The organism is Paenibacillus sp. FSL H3-0469 (genome assembly GCF_038051945.1).
Classification (GTDB): Bacteria; Bacillota; Bacilli; order Paenibacillales; family Paenibacillaceae; genus Paenibacillus_AQ.
Genome location: NZ_CP150302.1, coordinates 5,999,689 through 6,021,671, shown reverse-complemented (window position 1 = coordinate 6,021,671; position 21,983 = coordinate 5,999,689). Strand labels below are relative to the sequence as shown.

Genomic DNA, 21,983 nt, shown 5'->3' with positions numbered 1-21,983 from the left:
GTTATCTATGCGGGTCTATGCCTTCACGAGCAGTTGTTTGCCTGCAAGCCAGGCGATCAGCCGGTGATTAACGGCTTCCTCACTAAGCTGAGGGAATAATCCGGCAGCTATGACTTGATCATAGAGACGTTCCAGCGGTTCACGGGGGTCTGCTTTTTTGGCCTTGGCGTCATTCTTCAGCAGCTCCCACACATCCAGCACATAACGGCGGGAATCCAGCTCCTGCTTGGCAAAAAAAGCATGCAGCTCTTCCAGCTCCTGCAGGAATTCCGCACCGAAGCGTTCAGCGACATTACCGCGCAGCAGGGCGATTTCTACTTCATACATGGGACGAACCTTCTTAGCATCCTTACCGATCCAGGGTGTCTCCAGAATAAACGGAAGACCTGCGAGTGCTTCATGCTGGACTACATTGTTGATCGTCTCGAATCCTAAGTAGCCGGAGCCAATCGGAGTATGACGGTCTTTGCCCGCTCCGCGCGGGTTCTTGCTGTCATTAAGATGGATCACGCCGAGGCGCTCCAGTCCGATCGTATCATCGAATTTCTTCAGCACCCCATCCAGATCGTTCACGATATCGTATCCGGCATCATGAATATGACAGGTGTCAAGACAGATCGATAGCCGCTGATTAAATTCGACCTTATCTATAATAGAGGCGAGCTCTTCGAAGGTGCGGCCGATCTCTGTGCCTTTACCAGCCATCGTCTCCAGTGCGATATGCACATCAGTCTCATTCGTACCGCCCAGCACCTCATTCAGGCCGTCTGCAATACGCTGAATGCCGTAATCAGCATCCTTATCAGTGAATGCACCCGGATGCAGGACAATATGCTTGACCTCAAGCGCATGGGTCCGGCGGATCTCCTCCTGCAGGAAATCTACTGCCAGCTGGTAGGTATTCTCCTTATAGGAGCCCAGGTTAATAATGTAAGGAGCGTGAACCACAATCTCTCCGACACCATTCTCGCGCATCTTCTGCTTGCCTTCCTCGGGGAACATCGCCTCAATCGGCTTACGGCGCGTATTTTGCGGCGCTCCCGTATATATCATAAACGAGGTAGATCCGTACTCATTTGCTTCATTGGCCGCGCTCAGGAGACCCTTGTCCGCGCAGGACACATGTGAACCTATTTTCAGCATGCCTATTTCCCTCTTTCCTTCACGAATTAACCCTTATTCTACCGTGATCGGAAGAATAAATCTAGGCAAGCCCCGGAAGGCCGCTTCCGCTTCGCAAACTTAAGGAAATACGCTATACTCAAGAGGAGCAAAAGGAAAGTGACAATCATCATTGTCAAAGGCGGTGTATTCATGCATTTCCATTTACCCTCAAGCTTATTGTCCACGTCTCCAAGCAACTGGTTTATGAACTCTATCGCATTTTGGACCTTTTTACTGCTGGGCAGCATGTGCATCGGCGGCTATTTTATGTTCCGCAAATTTCTGAAGGTGCTGCCCAAGGCTGACGGCAAATCCAAGCTAGACTGGCAGAACTACTGGGTGGAACGCAGCCGTCCGCTGTGGAGCGACGAGATGAAAGCTTTTCTGGACCAGCTTGTACAGCCGGTGCCCAGCCCGTTCCGTGACATTGCCAAGCACTCTATCGCTGCTGAGATCGGCAAGCTTGCTGTAGAGAGCCAAGCAACCGAGGTTACCCGTGAGCACTGTATCCAAGGTTACATTATCGCCACACCCCGGCGTGACAACCGGTTCCTGATCACCTTCCTGGAGAAGAACGGCATCGACTACGCGCCTTACAAGCATTTGGTCAAATAAAGCAGATTAAGGAGCAAGCCCTATGAAATATATTATTTGCGGAGGCAGCGGATTCATCGGCAGCGAGCTTACCGGATATTGGCTGCACAGCGGACATCAGATCATCAGTGTCGGCCGCAAGAACCCCGTGAACAAGCTGGAGCATCCGGGGCTTAGCTATCTCACCTGGGACAGCCTGGCATCTAATCCTGAAGCGGCAGAAGGCGCAGATGCAATGATTAATCTTGCCGGAGCTTCGCTCAGTCAACGCTGGACCCCTAAAGGGAAACAGGCGATTATGCAATCACGGCTTGAAACCGTTGCCGCTGCCGGAAAGCTGCTGAATTCACTCCAGCATAAGCCAAGCGTGATCATCCAGTCCTCAGCAGTCGCAATTTATGGTACATCCGTGCAGGATACCTATACCGAAGACTCCGAGACCCGGGTTGTTGATTTCCCTTCCGGGGTGGTCAAGACCTGGGAGGAGGCTGCAGATGAAGCCTATGCCGGTATCCGGCTGGTCAAGCTGCGTACTGGAGTTGTACTTGGCAATGAGAGCGGAGCTTTTCCCAAAATGAAGCTGCCTTATTCGCTTGGCTTCGGCGGCAAAATCGGCACAGGCAAGCAGTGGATGTCCTGGATTCACCTTGCAGACATTGTGCGCCTAATCGAATTCTGCATTCTTCAGCCTGAGATCGGGGGCCCCGTTAATGCCACGGCTCCGCAGCCGGTCACTAATGAACAATTCGGACGGATGATCGGCAAAGTCTACCATCGCCCGCATTGGTTCCCCCTTCCGGCGTTTCTGCTGAAAACCGCTGTAGGCGAGCTGTCAGAGATTCTGCTGGAAGGCCAGCGTGTGCTTCCTTCCAAAGCAATTCACCACGGCTTCACCTTCAACTATCCCACGCTGCAGCCTGCACTGGAGCAACTGAAATCCCAGTAGGCTGCGGCAAACGCACCAGTCGATCTGCTCCAACTATCTCTGCTACGCTGTACGAAAGGTGTAGGTACCCTTAACAATGGTGAACACAGTGCCTTCGGTCAGCGGATATTCTTTGTAGGGAACCATGGCTTCGCCTGCAAGCAGCGTCCCGTTCCTGGAGTCCAGATCCTTCAGAATGTAACCTCCTGAGGCTCTGGAGATTTCAGCATGAACCCTCGAAGCTCCCTCCGATTTCTCAATGTACTGAGCCACTTCAGAGGAGCGTCCAATAATGAAGCTGGGCCGGTTCAGCTCAATTCGTTCGGGAGCTCCGCCGTCATCCGGGTCACTTCTTTCCAGATAGGGTACTGCCCTACCCGCCTTGGGAATTCCGCTACCTGTAGCCTGAACGGGTTCCCGGGTCAGCAGCGCTGTAGCCATCGCCGCTTCCTTCTTCTGCGGACTGCTGGCGGTCATTCCCGCCGGAGCCTGTAGTCTGCCAACTGGTGTGGCTGTAAATCCGCTCTTCCCCACAGTTGCCTCCTGATTCTGAGGAGTGTAGACCGGTGCAGGAGAACGATGATGTTCTACCGGATTCCTGCCGAAATCCCACTCCTGATCGCTTCTCAGCTTACGGTTCCGGACTGTACTGTTATAATCCTCCGGTCCCTCCTCCAGAGCATCCGTCTCTTCCTCTGCTTCGCCCCAAGCCAGCCTCCCGCTCCACACCAGCCAGCATACAGCCGCAAGTATCAGAGTCACCCCAGCACAAACTGCCAGCCACAGTGTCCGGGGATCATTCAGATAGAGAAACTTCCATAGTAACGCATCACCTAATAATGCCCCCAGCAATAAATATGTCCTGTAAGGACTCTGCTTGTCCTCAGCCTGAGCAGGTCTCATTGTTGTACCCGTTGCTGCCTGAACTCCTGATACCCCCTCCTTCCGCTTCAGCTGCGGCGTACCGTTCATCCAAGGCGCGGGATTAAGCATAGAACCGAAAGACTGCTCCTCCTTATCTCCATGTACATGGGAGAACGCTGCGGCCGCTGACCTCTCCCTTCCCGGTTCGTCCAGCCTGCCAGCTGTAGGCTGCGCCCAGTCTATCCTCGTTCCTGTTACAGCGGCAGAAGTGCCTGTGCCAGCCGTCAGATTTACGTATGCAGGCCCCGCCCCTTCAGCATGAACCTTATGGTTATGGAGTGTAACCTCCGTCAGCATTACTGCGAGCAGCTCCTTTAGCCCCGCCGGACTAAAATCTTCTTCCCCGCAATATTGCAGCAGCCGCTGAATTCCATCACCCGATAATTCCTGGATCGCTCCCATGAAGACCATGATCAGCGATTTCAAGGCTTCTCCCGGCTTCGGTGCGGGATCTGTGAGTTCCAGCGGAATATAGGTCAGGAAGACCTTGCCGCTGCTGAGCGGACCTTCGATAAAGATAAACTCCTCATGGAGCGCATACTGCTCCGTACGCAGCATATAAAGCTGCCCCTCCTCCATCCCGGCAGCGATCTGCAGCATCAGCCCGAAGAATTCCGTCATGCTCAGCTTCCCGCTTTTAAGCAGAGCTCCAAGCATTTTACGTCGTGCAACCGTGTATTCCAGTGTGACCTTTAGATCTATTTCTCTAAGCAGCAACCGTAAATGATGCGGTATCCCGCTGGTCATCAGCATCCGGGCCTGCACCATATTCAGCTCTCCTGCACTCAGCCCCCCGGATCTGTCCAGCAGCATCGTTATTCCGTCCTGCTGAATGAAATCCCGTTCCAGTCCAAACAAGTCTCTTCACCTCCTAAGCTGTCAACGATAAGCTCCAAGTCAGAAATATATGTAAGCACAGATGAAGCCTGGGAACACAGCCAGCATAAAAGGAAACCGGAGCAGCTCTCCCTCCCGGCCCTTGGCCATCCTCATATTACGAAGCAGCAGGAACCCGGCTGTTCTGTTAATCATGCTGCGCAGTCTGCGTCCTGTCTCCCTCCTGCAGAGAATGATAATCCAGCCTACCACCGCCCCCAAGAGCACCGAATAGACGATGACCTGAAGCGAGAAAAGCACTCCGGTCCAAGCACCGATAGCCGCAAAGAGCTTCACATCACCAGCACCCACCGCCCCGGTAAAATACATAATCAGCAGGAGCACGAAGCCCGCTCCACTGCCGCAAAGTGAAAACAGCAGTCCTTGCCAGCCATTAATAATCATCTGCAGGAGCAGTCCGCCAATCAGCGCAGGCAGTGTAATCCAGTTAGGAATTCTCATCCAGCGTATGTCTGTAAACAATGCCGCTGTCAGGAACGGCAGGCAGCCCCATAACGCCCATTCCGTCATCCGTGCCCCTCTTTTCTCTATTCTTTTATTTTTTGACTACTGTAAAAGTCGCCTGAAGCGTAGCTCCATCAGCCAGACTAACCACGAAGGGCCAGGTACCCGGCGTAGTATTCACGCCGATCTTCCATTCCCATTCGATGTACCCGTGCTCATCCGCTTGCTTCCAGCCCAGATACTTGGCAGTACTCTGGCCGCTCTTGTAAAAGATCGCCAGATTGGCCGATGCCCCAGGTGGCACCTTCACCTTGATGATGCCCTGGTGATTCGCTACTCCCGGATTAGGCTTCTCCAGGACCATAATGTTCCCCGTCTCCTCAGCAGGCTCAGCCGGATTTCCCTCCCCGGAAGAATCGGTATTGCCGACCCATAAGCGTTCAACTGCGCTGGCCTCCAGCACGATTTTTTCATTGAGGAACGGGACTCTCATTGGCAGCTCATAGCTGACTACCATGCCGAAATACGGATGCGTCCCTTGCCTCAGATCGGGTACAGTGACATTGGATACATGAATCTTGCTATATTCAAGCAGGTCTGAGGACAGATACGGCCGCAGCACCGGCTTAAGCACCAGATCCAGCGCAGCCTCGGACGCTCCCGCCTGCACCTTCTGCAGCGGCCCTTCTCCCTCCCGGACCACTGCCTTGACCCAGGAATCCATCGGCTGCGGAAGCTTCTCCACGTAGTCCTCACTCCACTCCGTTATCGACAGCCGTGGAATGCTCCAGATGCTGGAGGAGTCGGCATCATCTGAATGCTCTCCCTCACCTGCTTCTTTGGCTTCAGCTCCCCCGCCGCCGCCTTCCCCCTCCTGCTGCTGCATTGCCAGAGCTGCTGGATACATATGGGTAGAGATTATTTTGACAGTGTCAGAAGCCGTACTCTGTAGCGCCGTCGAATACAAGGTCATTTGGATGATGAAGATGAGGAACAGGACAAATAACAGGAACACAGGCAGGATCAGTGCCGCCTCCACAACCATGCTGCCTTCATCCTTAGGGTCCGGCGATTTCCTCAGCCAGCGCTTCATTCTACCGTCCCCCCTTTAGTAAGAAAAGTCAGCTACTGCTTGTCTGAAATAAACTTTGCCCCGTACATCTCCTGACAGCCCGGCACTGTAATTCACCAGCTTCACTACACCTGGCAGAAACCAGAGCTGCATGCCCATCGTGATCCGGGCGGAGGCATATGTATATTTCTCTACCGGATTGATACCGGTATTCAGGCGGATCAGCGCAAGCATCCGGGACAACTCTTCTTCCCCTCCCCCATGCAACAGGAGGAACAGCCGGAGATAGTCACGATAGCTGAGCTGTGCGGTCATATATTTGGATAAGGGAATCTCTCCTTTGGTACAGAGCTGTATCATATCCTGGATAGCCTGCTCAATACCGTACAACAGTGCAGCAGCCAGGACGACAAGCGGATTCCCCATACCGGCTTTCTCAATCAGGCCTTCCATCGTTCGCACAGCCAGCCGCAGAGCAAAGATCTCGCCATAAACGGCTGCCACATTGCCTGCAGGATTATAGAATCCGTACAAAATATATTCCAGCTCTTGCGCCTGCGGCTTCAGCTGCTCTCCAAGCTGCCCACCGAATCCTTCTGCGGACCCGGAGGCCAGCGCGGTCAGCGCTGACAGATCGAAATGCCGGAAATACATCGCAGAGTACTCCGTCTGGTACAGCCGGTCTCTGGCTCCTGCCAGCACACTGCCCATAGCTGCATAGATTCCATCCATATCTTTCATGGACGACTTGCCCGCAGCATATTGATCGTCAGTACTCACAGCAGCCCCCGGTTCCTTCTCCAGAGCTTCGTTAAAGGCGACATTCTGCTGGTAGTATTGACGCAGACTACCATACTGCTCCATCGCTTCCTGAGCGCTGCTTCCCAGCGCGCGGATCTGATCCAGCAGCTTCATGGCATCGCCAAGCTTCTTCTTCGCCTGCCCTTCTATCTGCTTACGCTGGCTGTCAGCAGTGCGGCGGTTCTCAATCTGTTCCGCTTCCTGCTTTATAACAGAACCGTCTTGCCCGTAACTGCTTATATAGCCGTGAACTGCCCGGGAAGCATTAAGAACCCCTGTACTCATAAAAGAATAGTCGGCATACAACCCGGATGCTGTACTTAATATAGCCGGCAAGCCGGAGACCAGCGGCTCCAAGGGAAGCGCGGTACTTCGCTGTACCCCGATGTTGTTGCCCATTCCGCTAAGCTCAGCCGGAAGAAGGATAAGACCTTCCACCTGTGCTCTCAGCTTCTTAAGAGGCTCTGAGCTAAGCTCTCCGGCCGTGTCCGGAATGTCCCAGTTGCGGGCAGGATCTCCCCCCGCAGCACTGGCATTCGCCTCTGCCTGATCAATGACACTCTTCATCTGAAGGTTCAGCGCATTCACCTGCTTAAGGGCAGCCTCTGCTTCATCCAGCAGACGGCTGTTTTTCTCCTGGAAGTCAGCCAGCACTGCCGGTATCTTGCCTGTTACTTCAACAACCTGAACCTGATACTGCGATAGCACTGCCGTGTACTTCGGCCATGTCTTGGGGGGACGGTAATAATCGTCATAGTATTTGTTGACATAATCCCCGTACATCGCCGGGATATCGGAGCTTGCGGCCAAGGATGCAAGCGAACGCGCCGGAATACTGTCACCCGGAGGATTCATCAGCAGCTTCTGCAGGTTCTGTGCACTGTCAGCAGCTTCCTTGCGCTTCTGCAGCATAAGATCCAGCGCTTCCTCACGCTGATCATATAAGGGCTGCAAGTCACCCAGTATCTCTGTTGTCCGTGAAGCCTCAGTCATGGCCGCCGATAACGGCTTAAGCTTGCCTGCCAGCTCCAGGGCGAAATCAACCGGCGCTTTGTATTTCATCTCTTCTATAATCTGCCGCCGGAAGACCTCATAGGTGCCCAGAGGGCGGCTCCAGTCCAGCGAAGAGGAATCGACCATCACAGGCAACAGGTTAAAGGCATCCCCCCGTCCGCTCTCGTACAGATTGTCATTAAGCACCTTCGATAGCAGCTGATTGCCGTCCCCGCCGCCGAAGGCGAATAAGCCGTAGTTCTCGCGCAGCTCAATGTCAAATGCCGACATTACAGAGCGTATAGCGGCTCTCGCCAGACGTTCCTCCTGCACATTCACCGCCGCAATCCGTGCGTAATCAATCAGCACAGCATTAAAAAGAAATACAAACGCCAGCACCATTATAAGAAAGACCGATACCGAACCTTCCACTGAACGAAGACATCTGAATATAGATCCGCGATACAAGCAGCGGCTCAGGCCGGGATACTTGCTTAAGAACCTGCTGTGCTTGAAAATACGCATCCGAACTTCCCCTTAACCTTATTGTTGAATAACCCCGGCCACGGCCACACAACACGAGCTATCCTCACTGCAGCTTATCAAGCATCAGGGCTGCATGCTTCTTCTCCATGCCGCTGCCCTCCTTGCCGGCGGAGGAATTCAGTTTGAACTTCGACCCGTAGTAACGCATGAGATCCACCGTTCGTATGAATTCAACTGGCTCCGTAACGTAGGAGCGGGCATACACCTCAGGTGTGGCTCTATCGGCCAGCAGATTGTCCAGAACAGGCAGATGTAGCACCTTCTTCAGCTCCGCACTGATTCTGCGGCCTGTGAGTCCATAGACATAGCTAATTTCACCCTGTAATCCGGCTGGCACCATCTGTGATGCACGGCGCAGCTTCACTACCGGCAGGGGCCCTCCTTCTTCAGCATTACCAGGCAGCGTAATGGCCGTACTGCCATTCTCTGCTCCTGAACCGAATAGCGAAGCTAACAGTCCATCCTCACCGATTCTCCAGTACAGCGGATCAACATTGCCGGTCTGGAATTCTCCGCTTACCGCCCGGTTACTATTATCCCAGTTATAAGCAGCCCGCTCCGCAGTAGCTGAGGCAATCTGCAGCAGCATCGACTTCTGATAGCTGTAAAGGGAGAAAAACAGCAGCACCATCGTAATCCCCATAAGCATCGGCAGCAGAAGTGAAGCCTCGATAGTGAAGCTCCCGTCATCCTCCCGCAGCGGAATCACTCAAAGACTTCCTGACTCTTATCTCCGGCCGTGCCGATCAGATCCTTCACCACCTTCACAATCTCCTCACGGAATACCAGAACGACCGCAATCAGTACAGCGATGATCAGAATCATCTCCAGCGTCCCCAGCCCCTCCTCATCTTTCCAAAAGCTTTTTGCTCCTTCAGCCATCTGTGTTAACATACGCCTCTACCTCCTACATTTTTAACATCATAATCGCCGGTGTTCCCACCAGCACAATCACAATCAGGAAGATTACCACCATCGGAAAAACCAGCTTCGACGATGCCTGTTCGCCGCGTGTGCGGCTGATTGCCTTCCGCTTCTCCCAGAGCATCCGTGACAGATCCCGCAGCGACAGAACAAAGTCAGCCCCGCCTCTGCGGTAATTAAGCAGCACTGTAGTTGTGAAGATGGAGACCTCCTGCACGGCACAGCGCTTGCTGAAGTTCTCGAACGCCTGCTGGAAGGAGTAACCGCCGTCCCATTCAGCCGTCATCTTCATTAATTCAGCGTAGAGCGGATGGGTGCTGTCCCCTTGACGGCTGTTCACACAGCGGACAATCGCCCGCTGAACCGTCTCACCCGCGCCTACCAGCAGAACAATACTGTTCAGCAGCTCAGGAAGCTCCAGCATAATATTCTGCTCCCGTATACGTACCTTTTTGTGCAGATCGCTAACCATCGCCACCGGGAGTGCAACTGCCAAGAGCCCGCCAAGGATTATTCCCGTCTGTTCTCCCGTAAGCATGGTCAGCGCACTTCCGCCTGCGGCAAGCAGCCAGCTGTAGCTAAGCATCTCCCCCATGAACAGCAAGGTCCGTTCTGCACTGTAGCGCATACCATAGATCCGCTGCAGCGAACGTTGTATCCTGAACATCACAGAGGGGAGATAACTGGCGATTCTGCCTTGCTCTAACAGTAATAATAGAGGCTCACCCAGCCGCCGCAGCCGCAGACCTTCCATGGGCAGCTCCCGTAGTGCAGCATAACGGCTGCCGCATCTCATCCTCAGAATGAGCCAGCCCGCTGCGAGCAGGAGCAGAATGGCACCGCAGATCAATGACATCCCTTCACTCCCCCTCCTTCACAGCGGAATATCCATGATCTTATTAGTCCAGAGGTAACAGAGGAACAGTGCAATCAGTGCCAGTGTCGACACTGCTATTCCTGCACCAGTATACATAGGCTGCATATAGTCTCCGGCACTCAGACTCATGAACATCACCATCATCAGCGGAGAGACCAGCAGCGCCTTCGCCTCGAATTTCTTCTGGGCTATACTGACTGCTATATCCTGCTGGATATCCAGCTTCTCGCCGATGATGGAGGATGTGCGGCGTACGATCTCGACCAGATCCCCGCCTGTACGCTTGCAGACCATGAACACATCTGCGAAGCGCTCCACATCCTCCATTCCTGCTCTTTTGCTGAATTCATACAGCGCATCTTCAATCGGTTCCCCGTTCTCCATACGGGCGCAGATGATATTCAGCTCGGAGATCATGTCACTTGCGCCCTCCGGGTCAAGCATCCGCAGATCCTGCACTGCCTCACGGAAGGCGTTCTCCACCGAACGTCCGGCCGAGAGTGACGAAGAGAGCGAGAACAGCATTTGCTTGAATTGCAGATTCAGCGCAGCCCGGCGGCGTTGCAGCAGATATTCACGCAGCAGCTTCGGCCCATAGGCGCCTCCGGGGACAAGCAGTACCGCCAGGAGCAGCCGGTGATAGAACAGGTAACCAATGCCGAACAACAGAGCTCCGGCACCCAGAATGACCAGCAATCTTTGCAGGGAGTTCAGCTCGTATACGGTATAATCCGGCAGCAGCACCTGCTCTCCCGCTGCAGTTGCGCCAGCCGGCAGCACGGGCGGTGTCCTCTTCATGAACCCTATTCTCTTGCCTATGGGGGGCTGCCGATCCCGCTTTTTCACAATATTCAGGGTACATTCACCTCCTTCGCAGCGCTTACCCCCTCATATTGCTGTAACGGATAATCATGGATTCCGGCCATCCGCAGCTTGTCCGCATGCAGAAGCGGGTTGCCGCTGACCTCAAGCCTCCCTTGCACCCTGCCATCCTGTTCGCCCGATTCCCGAAACTCATATAGAGGATTCAGGATAACTTCACCATTGCGGATTCCAGCAACCTCACTGATCTCCATCACCCGGCGTGAACGGTCACGCAACCGCGACAGATGCACGAATATATCGATTGCTGAGCTGATCTGCTGACGAACGACGGTTACCGGCAGATCAGCAGCACTGAGCACCATGGTCTCCAGGCGGCTGAGCATGTCCAGCGCACTGTTCGAATGGCCCGTTGACAAGCTCCCGTCATGGCCCGTGTTCATCGCCTGCAGCATATCCAGACATTCAGCTCCCCGCACCTCGCCGACAACAATACGGTTCGGCCGCATCCGCAGCGAGGTGTGGATCAGGTCACGGATCGTGATCTCCCCCCGCCCCTCCGTATTGGCATTCCGGGTCTCCAGAGAGACCAGATTCGGAACGGTGACAATTTGTAGCTCTGCCGAATCCTCCACCGTAATGACGCGCTCCTGCGGCGGGATGAACTGCGACAGAGCATTCAGAAAGGTTGTTTTGCCCGAGCCGGTACCGCCGCTGATAAAAATATTGTATTTGGCAGCAACCAGAATCTGCAGCAGCCCGGCCGCTTCCTCCGAGAGTGCTTCACGCCTAACCAGTTCCTCCATCGTCATCGGTGTCTCCGGGAATTTGCGGATGGTCATAGCTGGTCCCTTCAGCGCGGCAGGCGGCAAAACGATATTGACACGCGAACCGTCCTCCAGCCGCGCATCCACAATCGGCGAGGATTCATTGACCACACGGTTGACGCCGGAGACGATAATCTGAATGATATCCTCCAGCCTGCTCCCCGATTCAAAAGCCAGCGGCAGCCTGCGGATCATGCCCTCTTCCTCAATAAAGATCTCCTCATGGCTGTTGATCATAATCTCGGTGATCGCCGGATTATCCACCAGCGGCTGGAGAATATCCAGTCCCCGGAAGGAATCAAACAGCTTCTTCACCAGTTCATGCTTCTCCTGGGCAGTCAGGAGGCGTAATTGCTCCCGCTCCAGAATGATCCGTTCGATATATGCAGCCAGCTCATCATTCCCGATGACCGAGGTAACATCCAGTCCTGCCCGGATGTCGCTGCGCAGGACGCGGAACATCTCTTCATTCATACAGGAATCCCGGTGAACACCCCGGGTAATTCAGGCTCTACTATAGCTCTGGAGAGCTGCTCAATACCATCGATGAATTGAGGAGAGCTCAGGCAGAGTTCTCCGTAATGTTGTAACCCCCAGGAAGGAATATACGGAAGTACCGCATCCAGCCGGAGTGCTGCGGATAGCGCCCCTTCATTCTCCGCTCCGGTACAGCCGTTCATGACAAATCGGCTCCTGTCCACCAGCTCCGGCTGCATGCCGGAGTGCGGACTGGCAATATAATCGAGCCAGCGTTCCGTCTTACGGATACTGGCCTGGTCATTCTTCAGCACCCACAGCAGAATGCCGCACCTGTTCAGCACAGCCTGAGCCCGTTCCTCCTCAATAGCACCGGTGTCTACAATAACCACATCATAGCTTCCGGCTCCGGCCAGCCCCTCCAGTAGATCCATTGTGTCCTGCCGGGACATCTGGAGCATCTCCTTGAAATTCTCCACCGGCCGGAAAGCATCACACCGCAGACTCTCATGTCTGAACGCATAATCGCTCCATTTCGGCTGCCCTCTTCCTCCCTTATTCTCTGATCCTCCGGCCTTAAGCTCATATAAGAGCCGCTCCAGACCGGGAACATGGCTGCCCGGCATCCGCAGAATGAAGCTGCTGCTGTCCACACTCTCCAGATTCAGATAGAATACGGACAGGCCAACCGCTCCAAGCTGCTTCGCCATGTTCAACGCTACCGTGGTTTTGCCGCTGCCGCCGCTGGCCGAGACGACGCCGAGCAGCAGCGTTGCTTCCTTAGGCAGAGCAGCCGTCCGAACCCGCTTCAGATCACTCAGCTGGAGAATCGCTTCCAGCAGCGACGGCAATGCCTGATACTTGGCAATATACCTTCCCCCCGCCAAGTCCGGGCCATTCGGCCATTCTCCGCCTTCACTTAAGACAGCCCAGGGAACGGTACTTCTCCCTTCCACCAGCCAGGCTTCAATGAAAGACGGGTCAGCGGCAACCGCATCCGGCAGCTCGTCACCTGTCATAAATTCCATAAAAGCGTCCAATTTGCTGAAAGCCGTAATCCGCAGCATCTCCCCATACTCACTGTGGTGCAGATAATGAAGCAGCGGTTCAATATACTGGCTCTCCCGGACTGCAAGCACGATTCTTGCCGTCATGAAATTCTCCTCCTATCTTGAATACATAAGAAAAAGAACAGCAAAAAAGCACCGCCAATAACCGTGAATACGGTCATTGAACGGTGCTTCCGTTACTGTTCCTGTAATTTACTGCTATAGTAGCATATATATAAGAAGTCAGCAATAGCTTTTTCACCACTATTTGAGAGAATCCCTCAGAATCCCTCTTCCGGCCTACAGAAATCTGCGCTTCATATCCGGTGTCGGCAGCAGACACTGCTCATCCCGGCCGAACCAGCGGTAGCGGTTCCTGGCCACAATCTTGTACATCGCGTTACGCAGCGGTCCCGGAATCAGGATGAACACATATGCAGCGGGCCACGGGAACCGGAGTCGGCGGGCAATCCGCAGCACTGCTGCCGATTTCGTATAATACTTGGCGTCCTCTATCAGCACCACAGTGTCTAATTGCTGCTCAGGCATACCGCCTGCCTTAAGCAGTTCCCGGGCCGCTTCACTCTGCAAGGAGGCGAATTTGAAGTGCGCCTTGGGATCACGCGGAATAATGAACCGGACAATTCCCTGGCACAGATGACAGACCCCATCAATCAATACAATAGATTCACCCTGCATTTCCTTCCGCTCCTCAGTCACACCGCCACCCCCTTCCTCTTAAACATAGTGTAACATTCGTATCCCCTTTTGAAAAAAACAAAAAACGCGGGATAGCTCCCGCGCCTACAACGTCCGTTCGTCTAATTATTCAGCAATTGCTTTGTTAATCCATTCGTCCCCGGTCATTTGCTCTTCGAAATCAGCAGTGAAGGATTCCATGCATTTGCAGATGAAATCTTTGCGGCATACCGGACAAGGAGTCTTGAGCAGGCGGCTGATGTTCGTCATTTTCCATTCCGGAAACCGGTTGTAGAACGCGCGGCACTCCGTTCCGTCAGCAAGCTTGATAATGAACTCATACAATCCTTCCTTATCATTGCTGCTGGCTTTGGTCACATTCGTAATACTCGGTTTGTAAGACATCTTCATCACCCATTATTTAAATTTTTGGTAGTTAATAGCACGCGCGACATTAACAGATACTTAGACATATTAAAGAATTTCCGGGGTGATGTCAACCAAAGTACAGGCTCCTGCAAGCTATTTACTACACTTCCGGCCTTCTCAGACTCTATTTAGCCATTATTCCCAGCTTTGTCCATTCCTACCCGTGTCTCTGCGCACAACATAATGTAAGACCAGACATCCAATGTCTGGTCTTACAAATAACCATGCTATTCCATTTAACATTGCTGTCTGTCTCTACAGAACGTTCAGTTCAACCTCGATATTTCCGCGGGTCGCCTTGGAGTACGGGCAGAAATCATGTGCTTTCTTGGCCAGGTCCTCTGCCACAGAACGCTCAATGCCCGGCAGCTTCACATCCAGCTTCACGGCCAGCTTGAAACCTCCGTCGCTCTCGTCCTTGCCGATCAGCACATTCGAGGTAATCTCAACATCCTGCAGCTTTACGCCTTCTTTACGGGCAATATTAGCAAGGGCACTCTCATAACACGCACCATAGCCTGCCGCGAACAGCTGCTCCGGATTTGTGCCTGCACCACCAGGACCGCCAAGCTCCTTCGGGATTTTGAGATCATGCTTAAGCGCTCCGTCGGACGATTCCACCGAACCTTCACGGCCTCCGCGAACCTTGGCTGTAGCTGTATATAGGGGTTTCAGTTTCAATGTACTCATCTTTAACTCTCTCCTTTTTAACACAAATTTTGTAAGAACACTTATTCTTAACTTAAACAACCTCACATTTTTGAAACGACCCGGCAGATTGTTACCTTTTAAAACTTGCTTCCGGCGGTGAATAGTGTACAATTAAATTGTGATAAATCAATGTTCGGGAGGAATCATTCATGAATGTCCATGATTTTGAAGCCAACACCCTGCGGGGCCAGGAAGAATCACTCTCCAAATATAAAGGCAAGGTTCTGCTCGTCGTGAATACAGCCAGCAAGTGCGGACTTACCCCGCAATATAAGGGTCTCCAGGAAGTGTACGATAAATTCAAAGACCGCGGTTTTGAGGTTCTGGGCTTCCCCAGCAACCAGTTTGCCGGACAGGAGCCGGGTGAGAGCGAGGATATTGCCGAGTTCTGTGAGATCAATTACGGTGTATCCTTCCCGATGTACGAGAAAATCAATGTCAAAGGTGCCGACGCCCATCCCCTGTTCAAGTATCTGACCAAAGAGGCACCGGGATTACTCGGCTCGAAGAGTATCAAATGGAACTTCACCAAGTTCCTCGTGGACCAGGAAGGCCGTGTGCTGAAGCGGTTCGCCCCGCAGACAACACCGGATCAGATCGAAGAGGATATCGAGAAGCTGCTGCGCTAGAGCGGGTTCAACAAAAACACCCTTCATACCCGGATTAGCTCCGTGCGAAGGGTGTTTTTGCGTTCAAAAAAAGCCGAAACCCTTGAATCATCAAGGATCTCGGCTTTTATGAAAAAATATGCGGTAGAGAGGACTCGAACCTCCACGGGTATACACCCACTACCCCCTCAAGATAGCGTGTCTGCCATTCCACCACTACCGCGCGGTGTGTCTAAACGTTGATGCATTGTTTGAGGCCAACATTCAATATTATAAATCGGTTGCACTCAAAAGTAAAGGTGCCGGCTTAAGATTTTTCGCCGCTTGCATCCTGATCCTTGCGGTACTTCGTGAAGGCCAGATATTCCTTAATAAAGTTCTTTTCCTCCGGCAGCAGCTCTTCGGTTTGGCAATTCAATTGCCGCATTTGGCCAAAAAAATAATCCTCGCCGCTTTCCTGAATCGTTTGGGGCTGCTTACCCAGGATCAGCCAATCCAAGCTCACATGAAAAAATGCAGCAATCTCAATCAACTTATGTGTACCGGGTGTAGATTTGCCGCGCTTCCAGTCTCCCATATTGCCGGTGCTGATCCCGAGCTGTGCACAGAAAGATTTCTTTGTAATTCCTTGCCGTTTAATCAATAATTCAATACGTTCATAGATGGATTGCATCAGCCAACTGCCTCCTCCAAAAATATAATACGCAAAAACGTTATTTTTTATTGAAAAATGACGTAAAAAAGTATATAATTAACTATTATTATATCTTTACCTATTTTATATCATAGCGGCTGGATAGTCGATACGAGGTGAGCAATCTGAACAGCAAACGCCCTATTACTGCCTACGGCTGGGCCATTAAGCAACGTCTGGCAGAACTGCACTTGGATCAGAAGAAATTCTGTGAATTACACGACATCCCACCCTATCGGCTGTCCAACCTGATTCACGGCACACGCAAGGCAGACAGATACCGCCGTCAAGTCGCGGAGTTGTTGAACCTGCCGCCATCTTAATTCCAGTTGGAGCAGTAGTTCTCCCTAAGTGAGCAATCTTAGGATTATTCTTCTTGTAGCTACTCTTATTCCATCTAGTCCTGGCAAAATCCTTCTTTTCCCGCCCACTCTATTCATGCACAAAGAAACCTCTCCTGTGAAATGGCTGAGCGTAATCCATTTCACCACAAGAGAGGTTTCTTTCCTGTCATTTCTGGGTTGATTACCTATTCATTATGTTCAACCTTTGACCGCTCCGCCTGTAAGTCCTCTGACCAGGGTCTTCGAGCCGAACAGGAAGAGAATAATCAACGGCAGTGTACCCAGCGTAAGCCCCAGAATACTGGCTGAATAATTCGTGCGGAAGACGGTAGACAGATTAGCAATTCCCAGCGGCAATGTGTACAGCTCGGGCTTGTTGATCGTCACCAGCGGCAGCAGATAACCATTCCAGGACCCAAGGAAGGAGATTAGCCCCAGGGTACTGATCGCAGGCATTAGAAAAGGAATAACAATTCTGGTGAGAATACCCGGTTCCGAAGAGCCGTCGATTCTTGCGCTCTCAATGACCTCTGTCGGGACAGAAGAGCGGATGAACTGGGTCATGAAAAATACGCCGAAGGCATTATTTAGACCGGCCAGAATCAGCGGCGCATGAGTGTTATTCAGGTGGAACCATTTCATCTCCATCACATATGCAATCAGACCCAGGTGACCGGGGATCATCATCGTCAGAAGAATGAAGCCATACAGTGCATTTTTACCCTTAAATTCATATTTGGCAAAAGCAAACCCGGTAATCGAGGCGACCCCGACCGTCACCAGTGTGAACAATACAGCAACATAGAAGCTGTTCCAGTAATTTCGCAGGAAGCTGGCAGACATGATCGTCTTCAGATTCTCCAGCAGATATCCGCTGGGCAGAATCGGTAGCTGCTTGAACAAGTCCTCAGAATAATAAGTTCCCATCACAATCATCATATAGAACGGGAAGAGAAACGCGATAGCGATCAGGCTAAGCAGCAATACGGTAAAGAACTTCTTCGCTCTCATTTGTCTTCACCGTCCCTGTTGATCCATTTCATGCCAACCACCGAGAACAGGGCGATGAACAGGAAAGTGCCGTAAGCTATAGCCGCCCCTTTACCGTACTTGAACGCACTGCCGTTGAAGGAAGCGTCGAACATATACCAGATTGGTGTGAAGGTAGAGCCATCAGGCCCTCCTACCATACTGGAGCCCGAAGACCAGCCGCTGAACAGCAGCATCGGTTCTTCCACCAGCTGCAAGCCGCTAATAATAGAGGTAATGATCAGGAACAGGTTGATCGGCTTCAGCAGCGGAATGGTGATGCGCGTAAACACATCTTTGGAGGATGCACCGTCAATCACTGCCGCCTCGTAGATGGAAGTATCGATACTGGCCATTCCCGCCGTGTAGAACATCACGAAATACCCGAGGTTTTTCCAGAATACCATCAGAATGACTACCCAGCGGGAGGAACTGACCGAGCCCAGCCAGTTGATCTTCTCCTGAATGAGGCCCAGCTCCATCAGCATATTATTGAAGAACCCGCCCTGCCAGTCGAACAACAGGGAGAAGATAATCCCGACTGCGACCGGTGTTGTCATATAGGCACTGAATACGCTGAGCCGGAAAAAGGTTTTGCGGCGGATCAGCTTGCTCTCGATGAGGCTGGCTACCAGCATGCCCATCAGGACAAGAGCCGGAAGGTATACCGCCATGAAAATAATGACATTGAGCAGAGATTTCCAGAAGAAGGCGTCATGAAAAAACAGCTGTGTGTAATTGCCCAGTCCAATGAAATTCCGGTTGCCGTACAAATCCCAATCCGTAAGACTGATATATAAAGTGAAGAGAATTGGGAACAAGCTCAGTACGGCATAGGACAAGAAATAAGGGGTAATGAACAGGTACGGCCATTTGTTTTTACTGCTGATTCCATTTGATTTCTGCATCATTATTCAAATGTCAGCTCTGGGTGGTTCTTCTTCAGCTGCTCTTCCCACTTATCCAGCGCCTGCTTGGCATCGAAGCTGTTATCCTGTGCCATGACCTGCAGCACCAGCTCCGACGAGCTGTAAATATCCTGATCGTATTTTGTCACCGCTTTGGACTTCATGTTCGGGAATACTTTCTCTACCCAGAACTTCCCTAGATCCTGTCCGCCGAAATATTCATCCGCCCCGGATGACAGCTTGGAGGTATCCTTGAAGAAGGATTTCAACGGCAAAATGTAATCAGAGACAGCGAAGTTGGCTTCAGCGCCTTCGTCCGTGCCTAACAGCCAGTTGAGATAGGTCCAGGCCGCCGCTTTATTCTTGCTGTCCTTCCAAATACCGATAGTAGTACCGCCGTATGGATATCCGCCTTCCGGAGGCACCATCAGACCCCAGCGGCCATTACTGGCTTTGTCGTTAGGCTTAATTACGAATTCTGGAGACCAGTTCGCTGCCGGATAAAAAATCACGTTGTCTTGCGAGTACGAAGCATTCCAGGTTGGGGACCACATCGCCAGCTTGCCCTCTGTGTTATTGTCGCGGATGGACTGCAGCTGAGTGAATATCCTTAGCAGCTCTTGGGTATTCACCTTGGTTCCGTCTACAACTGCGGTTGTACCCTGGTTGGAGAGGATGGTATACGCATCCATCAGGCTTCCCAGCATGAAGGTCTTGCCGCCGCTTTTCTCATAGACTTCCTTGCCCTTGGCAATAAAGGCATCCCAGTCAGTAAACATGGCGGTCAATGCATCCGGATCATCGGTACCGAGGTATTGTTTAGCCAGATCACGCTTGTAAGCCAGTGCTCCAGGCGAACCCGATTGCTCCAGACCGACAAGCTCTCCCTTGCTGTTCGTCAGCAGCGGAAGCTCGAAGTCAAGCAGATTGGAGGTGTCGAATTTGTAGGGCTCTTCGGACAAGCTTTGCAGTACGTTAAGCTCATACAGAGCGCCGCGGAAGGCCGCCTCTCCCCAGATAATATCCGGCAGACCGGAGCCGGCAGCGATGGAGGTCTGGATTTTTTTCAGATAATCCCCAGCCGAGACTTCAACGAACTCCAGCTTGATATTCGGGAACTTCTCGTTGAACTTCACTCCGGTGCCTTCGAACCAGGCCTTGTCCCAGCCCCATACGGTTAGTTTACCGGAAACGTTCGCAGGATCAATTGACTGATCCGTACTATTTGTACTGCTCGAGTCTCCCGAAGTATTGTTGCTTCCGTTGCCGCAGCCGGCCAGCACCAAGGTGAAGCATAACGTTAGAAAAAGCGCTATAACCGATGTTTTTTTACTGAGCAGATTGTGCAAATTAAGATCCCCCTTGCATCTGTTGTGACAGCGGGCGGTTGCTGTAATGTCTTCCGTCCGTCTGTATAGTAGAACTATAAGCTTGAAGGGATCACCCAACAATTAGACGATCTGATGATTTTGTATAAATAATGATAGTGCTTTTCACTCGGACGATTGCTGCCGGACGGGCAGGAGAACAGATACTTTGGTGCCCCCCTGCTCACTTGAACGGATAACCAGGCGGCCTTCCTGCCCGTACAAATACTCAATTCGTTCCCTGATATTCCATAGTCCAATCTGTTTCATCGCCCCTGAAGGGAGACGCGCGGGCGGCAGCGTTCCCTTCATAATAGACCGGGCTTTCTCCTGGCTCATGCCGCAGCCGTCATCTCTGACCGAGACCAGCAGCCTTCCGCTGCGCTTGCGGATAATGATCTCTATACGGCCCACAGTCTCTTTCTCTGAAAACCCATGAAAAATAGCATTTTCCACCAGCGGCTGAATCAGGCTTTTCGGAATATAGTCTCCCTTCGCTTCATCTTCTACGCTCCAGATTACCTCGAACCGGTCTGCATACCGGTATTTCTGAATGGTTACGAAGTGATTGATAATGTTCATCTCCTGCTCCACCGTGATATACAGACTGGTATCGCCGATATTGACAGCATCATGAAGAATGCCAATGAAGGATTCAACCATTTCTTCAATAGCCGTGTAATTCTTTTTGCGGGCCAGATACACAACCGTATTCAGAGTATTGTAGATAAAATGGGGATTGATCTGGGCGAATAACAGCTCTGCCGTCATTTTACGTTTCCAGCGCTCCTGCTCCACCCTTTCGCTCATCTGCCGCTCAATATCACCAAGCATCGTCTCAAAACCATTCTTCAGCACAGACAGCTCATCATTGCTGCGGAACGAGAGCTGAACATTATAGTTGCCCATAGACACCTGCTTCATCGCTTTGGTCATCTGCAGGATCGGACGCATAATATTCGAGATGATGGGGAGGAACAACAGGAAGCAGAGCGCCAGACACAAGGCGAGGAAGATGGCCCAGTAGCGGACAATATAACCCACCCATTCATAGAACCGTTCGTTGGAGGTGAACGTGGAGACTGACCAGTCCGATTTCTCAAAAGCGCTGGCCAGATAATAGCCCTTGTCATGCTTAACGACTTGAATGTCCGGGCTGTCTGCGCTCAGCGTAGGGGCAGGCAGCTCTGTAGCGGCGCCTTGCTGGTAGAGCAATGATTGCCCCGGGCCGATCCAGGCTACCTGGTCGAAGGACTGGCCCAAGTACTGGAATAGACTCTCAAAAGCAGTGTAATCAATATTTAATAGCAGCACTCCGCCATACTGGGGATCGAAACGGATAAAGAAGCTGACGATTTTTTTGCTGTCGGGGTCGAGAATAATATGGGGAGCTGTGAACCCGCTTTTAGCATCGCTCTTCAGCGCTTCCTGATACCAATCCTCTTGCAGCAGCCGTTCAAAATAAGGGTCGATATACAGCGAGGACCAGAAAATCTTGCCGTCCGAGCGGACGATGGCCGAGCTCTCAAGGTAGTCACGCAGTACATTGAATTTAGTCAACTGGACGACGACATCTCTGTATGCGCTTAGCTCATCATACGTAGAGGAGTAGTTCAATCTTGCAGCGAACCGCTGAAGCAGCTCATCGTTGACCATATTGGCGGCATATTTCTGCACATCGTCAATCAGGTGGTTCATCTGATTCGTGGTCTGCTCCAGATGGATGGTATCTTCACGGAGGGCCTGTGCTTCAAGAATCGAAGAGAACTGCTCGTACGCCAGTGCACTGATGGCCGTTACAGACAGCGTAACGATCAGAATAACGCTGCCGAGAATTTTATTCTTAATTTTTCGCATG

General features: G+C 52.1%; 23 protein-coding genes and 1 tRNA gene. 4 read left to right on the top strand and 20 right to left on the bottom strand.

The annotated features are described in order from the left end of the window. Positions 1-15 precede the first annotated feature (15 nt). On the bottom strand, positions 16-1,143 hold the full coding sequence (locus NSS83_RS26370; protein ID WP_341187382.1) for a deoxyribonuclease IV: 1,128 nt from the start codon (positions 1,141-1,143) through the stop codon (positions 16-18). Between the two features lie 171 nt (positions 1,144-1,314). On the opposite strand from NSS83_RS26370, the gene NSS83_RS26365 reads away from it, so the two are divergent. Beyond that, positions 1,315-1,779, top strand: a complete 465-nt coding sequence (locus NSS83_RS26365; protein ID WP_341188079.1) for a DUF2621 family protein — start codon at positions 1,315-1,317, stop codon at positions 1,777-1,779. A gap of 22 nt (positions 1,780-1,801) precedes the next feature. Continuing rightward, entirely contained in the window at positions 1,802-2,704 is a 903-nt protein-coding gene (locus tag NSS83_RS26360; protein ID WP_341346843.1) for a TIGR01777 family oxidoreductase, read from the top strand. A 42-nt stretch (positions 2,705-2,746) separates the two neighbouring features. Here NSS83_RS26360 and NSS83_RS26355 read toward each other — a convergent pair whose 3' ends face one another. The 13 genes from NSS83_RS26355 to NSS83_RS26295 all read right to left on the bottom strand — a co-directional run bounded on the left by NSS83_RS26355 (position 2,747) and on the right by NSS83_RS26295 (position 15,139). Then, a complete protein-coding gene (locus NSS83_RS26355; RefSeq protein ID WP_341346842.1) occupies positions 2,747-4,465 on the bottom strand; it encodes a DUF6382 domain-containing protein in 1,719 nt (572 codons plus the stop codon). Positions 4,466-4,504: 39 nt separating this feature from the next. Further along, positions 4,505-5,014 (bottom strand): A24 family peptidase, encoded by a 510-nt coding sequence (locus tag NSS83_RS26350; RefSeq protein WP_341346841.1) that lies wholly within the window; start codon positions 5,012-5,014, stop codon positions 4,505-4,507. 25 nt (positions 5,015-5,039) lie between these two features. Next, positions 5,040-6,041 carry a TadE/TadG family type IV pilus assembly protein gene (locus NSS83_RS26345; protein ID WP_341187378.1) on the bottom strand — a complete coding sequence of 334 codons (1,002 nt, stop codon included), beginning with the start codon at positions 6,039-6,041 and terminating at the stop codon, positions 5,040-5,042. 15 nt (positions 6,042-6,056) lie between these two features. Then, a complete protein-coding gene (locus NSS83_RS26340) occupies positions 6,057-8,339 on the bottom strand; it encodes a hypothetical protein (RefSeq protein WP_341346840.1) in 2,283 nt (760 codons plus the stop codon). Positions 8,340-8,403: 64 nt separating this feature from the next. After that, positions 8,404-9,069 carry a TadE family protein gene (locus NSS83_RS26335; RefSeq protein WP_341346839.1) on the bottom strand — a complete coding sequence of 222 codons (666 nt, stop codon included), beginning with the start codon at positions 9,067-9,069 and terminating at the stop codon, positions 8,404-8,406. Beyond that, on the bottom strand, positions 9,066-9,254 hold the full coding sequence (locus NSS83_RS26330) for a Flp1 family type IVb pilin (protein ID WP_036696953.1): 189 nt from the start codon (positions 9,252-9,254) through the stop codon (positions 9,066-9,068). The genes NSS83_RS26335 and NSS83_RS26330 overlap by 4 nt, the downstream gene beginning before the upstream one ends. A 13-nt stretch (positions 9,255-9,267) precedes the next feature. Then, entirely contained in the window at positions 9,268-10,140 is an 873-nt protein-coding gene (locus NSS83_RS26325; protein ID WP_341346838.1) for a type II secretion system F family protein, read from the bottom strand. 18 nt (positions 10,141-10,158) lie between these two features. Continuing rightward, on the bottom strand, positions 10,159-10,959 hold the full coding sequence (locus NSS83_RS26320; RefSeq protein WP_341346837.1) for a type II secretion system F family protein: 801 nt from the start codon (positions 10,957-10,959) through the stop codon (positions 10,159-10,161). 53 nt (positions 10,960-11,012) lie between these two features. Beyond that, a complete protein-coding gene (locus NSS83_RS26315) occupies positions 11,013-12,284 on the bottom strand; it encodes a CpaF family protein (protein ID WP_341346836.1) in 1,272 nt (423 codons plus the stop codon). Continuing rightward, positions 12,281-13,441 (bottom strand): hypothetical protein, encoded by a 1,161-nt coding sequence (locus NSS83_RS26310; protein ID WP_341346835.1) that lies wholly within the window; start codon positions 13,439-13,441, stop codon positions 12,281-12,283. Before NSS83_RS26310 ends, NSS83_RS26315 begins: the two co-directional genes overlap by 4 nt. Before the next feature lie 195 nt (positions 13,442-13,636). Continuing rightward, positions 13,637-14,035, bottom strand: a complete 399-nt coding sequence (locus NSS83_RS26305) for a thiol-disulfide oxidoreductase DCC family protein (protein WP_341348770.1) — start codon at positions 14,033-14,035, stop codon at positions 13,637-13,639. Between the two features lie 126 nt (positions 14,036-14,161). Continuing rightward, positions 14,162-14,440, bottom strand: coding sequence for a hypothetical protein (locus NSS83_RS26300; RefSeq protein ID WP_036727511.1), 279 nt, complete (start codon positions 14,438-14,440; stop codon positions 14,162-14,164). A 279-nt stretch (positions 14,441-14,719) separates the two neighbouring features. Further along, complete coding sequence (locus NSS83_RS26295) at positions 14,720-15,139, bottom strand: organic hydroperoxide resistance protein (RefSeq protein WP_076082511.1); 420 nt, start codon at positions 15,137-15,139, stop codon at positions 14,720-14,722. 185 nt (positions 15,140-15,324) lie between these two features. Here NSS83_RS26295 and NSS83_RS26290 point away from each other — a divergent pair, with 185 nt between their 5' ends. Then, positions 15,325-15,804 carry a glutathione peroxidase gene (locus NSS83_RS26290; protein WP_341187299.1) on the top strand — a complete coding sequence of 160 codons (480 nt, stop codon included), beginning with the start codon at positions 15,325-15,327 and terminating at the stop codon, positions 15,802-15,804. Between the two features lie 119 nt (positions 15,805-15,923). Here NSS83_RS26290 and NSS83_RS26285 read toward each other — a convergent pair. Then, a tRNA-Leu gene (locus tag NSS83_RS26285) sits at positions 15,924-16,006 on the bottom strand. An 84-nt stretch (positions 16,007-16,090) separates the two neighbouring features. Next, the gene (locus tag NSS83_RS26280) at positions 16,091-16,456 is read right to left on the bottom strand and encodes a helix-turn-helix transcriptional regulator (RefSeq protein ID WP_341019215.1); all 366 of its coding nucleotides are present in this window, start codon (positions 16,454-16,456) and stop codon (positions 16,091-16,093) included. A 146-nt stretch (positions 16,457-16,602) separates the two neighbouring features. On the opposite strand from NSS83_RS26280, the gene NSS83_RS26275 reads away from it, so the two are divergent. After that, positions 16,603-16,800 carry a hypothetical protein gene (locus NSS83_RS26275; RefSeq protein WP_036697411.1) on the top strand — a complete coding sequence of 66 codons (198 nt, stop codon included), beginning with the start codon at positions 16,603-16,605 and terminating at the stop codon, positions 16,798-16,800. A 219-nt stretch (positions 16,801-17,019) separates the two neighbouring features. Here NSS83_RS26275 and NSS83_RS26270 read toward each other — a convergent pair whose 3' ends face one another. From NSS83_RS26270 to NSS83_RS26255, 4 genes are all read right to left on the bottom strand, one after another. Next, positions 17,020-17,832 carry a carbohydrate ABC transporter permease gene (locus NSS83_RS26270; RefSeq protein ID WP_341187298.1) on the bottom strand — a complete coding sequence of 271 codons (813 nt, stop codon included), beginning with the start codon at positions 17,830-17,832 and terminating at the stop codon, positions 17,020-17,022. Then, on the bottom strand, positions 17,829-18,761 hold the full coding sequence (locus NSS83_RS26265; RefSeq protein ID WP_341346834.1) for a sugar ABC transporter permease: 933 nt from the start codon (positions 18,759-18,761) through the stop codon (positions 17,829-17,831). The genes NSS83_RS26270 and NSS83_RS26265 overlap by 4 nt, the downstream gene beginning before the upstream one ends. Beyond that, entirely contained in the window at positions 18,761-20,107 is a 1,347-nt protein-coding gene (locus tag NSS83_RS26260; protein WP_341187296.1) for an extracellular solute-binding protein, read from the bottom strand. Before NSS83_RS26260 ends, NSS83_RS26265 begins: the two co-directional genes overlap by 1 nt. Before the next feature lie 144 nt (positions 20,108-20,251). Beyond that, positions 20,252-21,982 (bottom strand): histidine kinase, encoded by a 1,731-nt coding sequence (locus tag NSS83_RS26255; protein WP_341346833.1) that lies wholly within the window; start codon positions 21,980-21,982, stop codon positions 20,252-20,254. Position 21,983 lies beyond the last annotated feature (1 nt).

What these genes read in the sequence shown, in the direction of transcription:
- NSS83_RS26320 (WP_341346837.1), bottom strand. Translation starts at nt 10,959, where the DNA reads ATGAAGAGGACACCGCCCGTGCTGCCGGCTGGCGCAACTGCAGCGGGA.
- NSS83_RS26350 (WP_341346841.1), bottom strand. Translation starts at nt 5,014, where the DNA reads ATGACGGAATGGGCGTTATGGGGCTGCCTGCCGTTCCTGACAGCGGCA.
- NSS83_RS26255 (WP_341346833.1), bottom strand. Translation starts at nt 21,982, where the DNA reads ATGCGAAAAATTAAGAATAAAATTCTCGGCAGCGTTATTCTGATCGTT.
- NSS83_RS26360 (WP_341346843.1), top strand. Translation starts at nt 1,802, where the DNA reads ATGAAATATATTATTTGCGGAGGCAGCGGATTCATCGGCAGCGAGCTT.
- NSS83_RS26290 (WP_341187299.1), top strand. Translation starts at nt 15,325, where the DNA reads ATGAATGTCCATGATTTTGAAGCCAACACCCTGCGGGGCCAGGAAGAA.
- NSS83_RS26280 (WP_341019215.1), bottom strand. Translation starts at nt 16,456, where the DNA reads ATGCAATCCATCTATGAACGTATTGAATTATTGATTAAACGGCAAGGA.
- NSS83_RS26300 (WP_036727511.1), bottom strand. Translation starts at nt 14,440, where the DNA reads ATGTCTTACAAACCGAGTATTACGAATGTGACCAAAGCCAGCAGCAAT.
- NSS83_RS26370 (WP_341187382.1), bottom strand. Translation starts at nt 1,143, where the DNA reads ATGCTGAAAATAGGTTCACATGTGTCCTGCGCGGACAAGGGTCTCCTG.
- NSS83_RS26330 (WP_036696953.1), bottom strand. Translation starts at nt 9,254, where the DNA reads ATGTTAACACAGATGGCTGAAGGAGCAAAAAGCTTTTGGAAAGATGAG.
- NSS83_RS26270 (WP_341187298.1), bottom strand. Translation starts at nt 17,832, where the DNA reads ATGAGAGCGAAGAAGTTCTTTACCGTATTGCTGCTTAGCCTGATCGCT.
- NSS83_RS26305 (WP_341348770.1), bottom strand. Translation starts at nt 14,035, where the DNA reads ATGCAGGGTGAATCTATTGTATTGATTGATGGGGTCTGTCATCTGTGC.
- NSS83_RS26365 (WP_341188079.1), top strand. Translation starts at nt 1,315, where the DNA reads ATGCATTTCCATTTACCCTCAAGCTTATTGTCCACGTCTCCAAGCAAC.
- NSS83_RS26340 (WP_341346840.1), bottom strand. Translation starts at nt 8,339, where the DNA reads ATGCGTATTTTCAAGCACAGCAGGTTCTTAAGCAAGTATCCCGGCCTG.
- NSS83_RS26265 (WP_341346834.1), bottom strand. Translation starts at nt 18,761, where the DNA reads ATGATGCAGAAATCAAATGGAATCAGCAGTAAAAACAAATGGCCGTAC.
- NSS83_RS26345 (WP_341187378.1), bottom strand. Translation starts at nt 6,041, where the DNA reads ATGAAGCGCTGGCTGAGGAAATCGCCGGACCCTAAGGATGAAGGCAGC.
- NSS83_RS26325 (WP_341346838.1), bottom strand. Translation starts at nt 10,140, where the DNA reads ATGTCATTGATCTGCGGTGCCATTCTGCTCCTGCTCGCAGCGGGCTGG.
- NSS83_RS26315 (WP_341346836.1), bottom strand. Translation starts at nt 12,284, where the DNA reads ATGAATGAAGAGATGTTCCGCGTCCTGCGCAGCGACATCCGGGCAGGA.
- NSS83_RS26310 (WP_341346835.1), bottom strand. Translation starts at nt 13,441, where the DNA reads ATGACGGCAAGAATCGTGCTTGCAGTCCGGGAGAGCCAGTATATTGAA.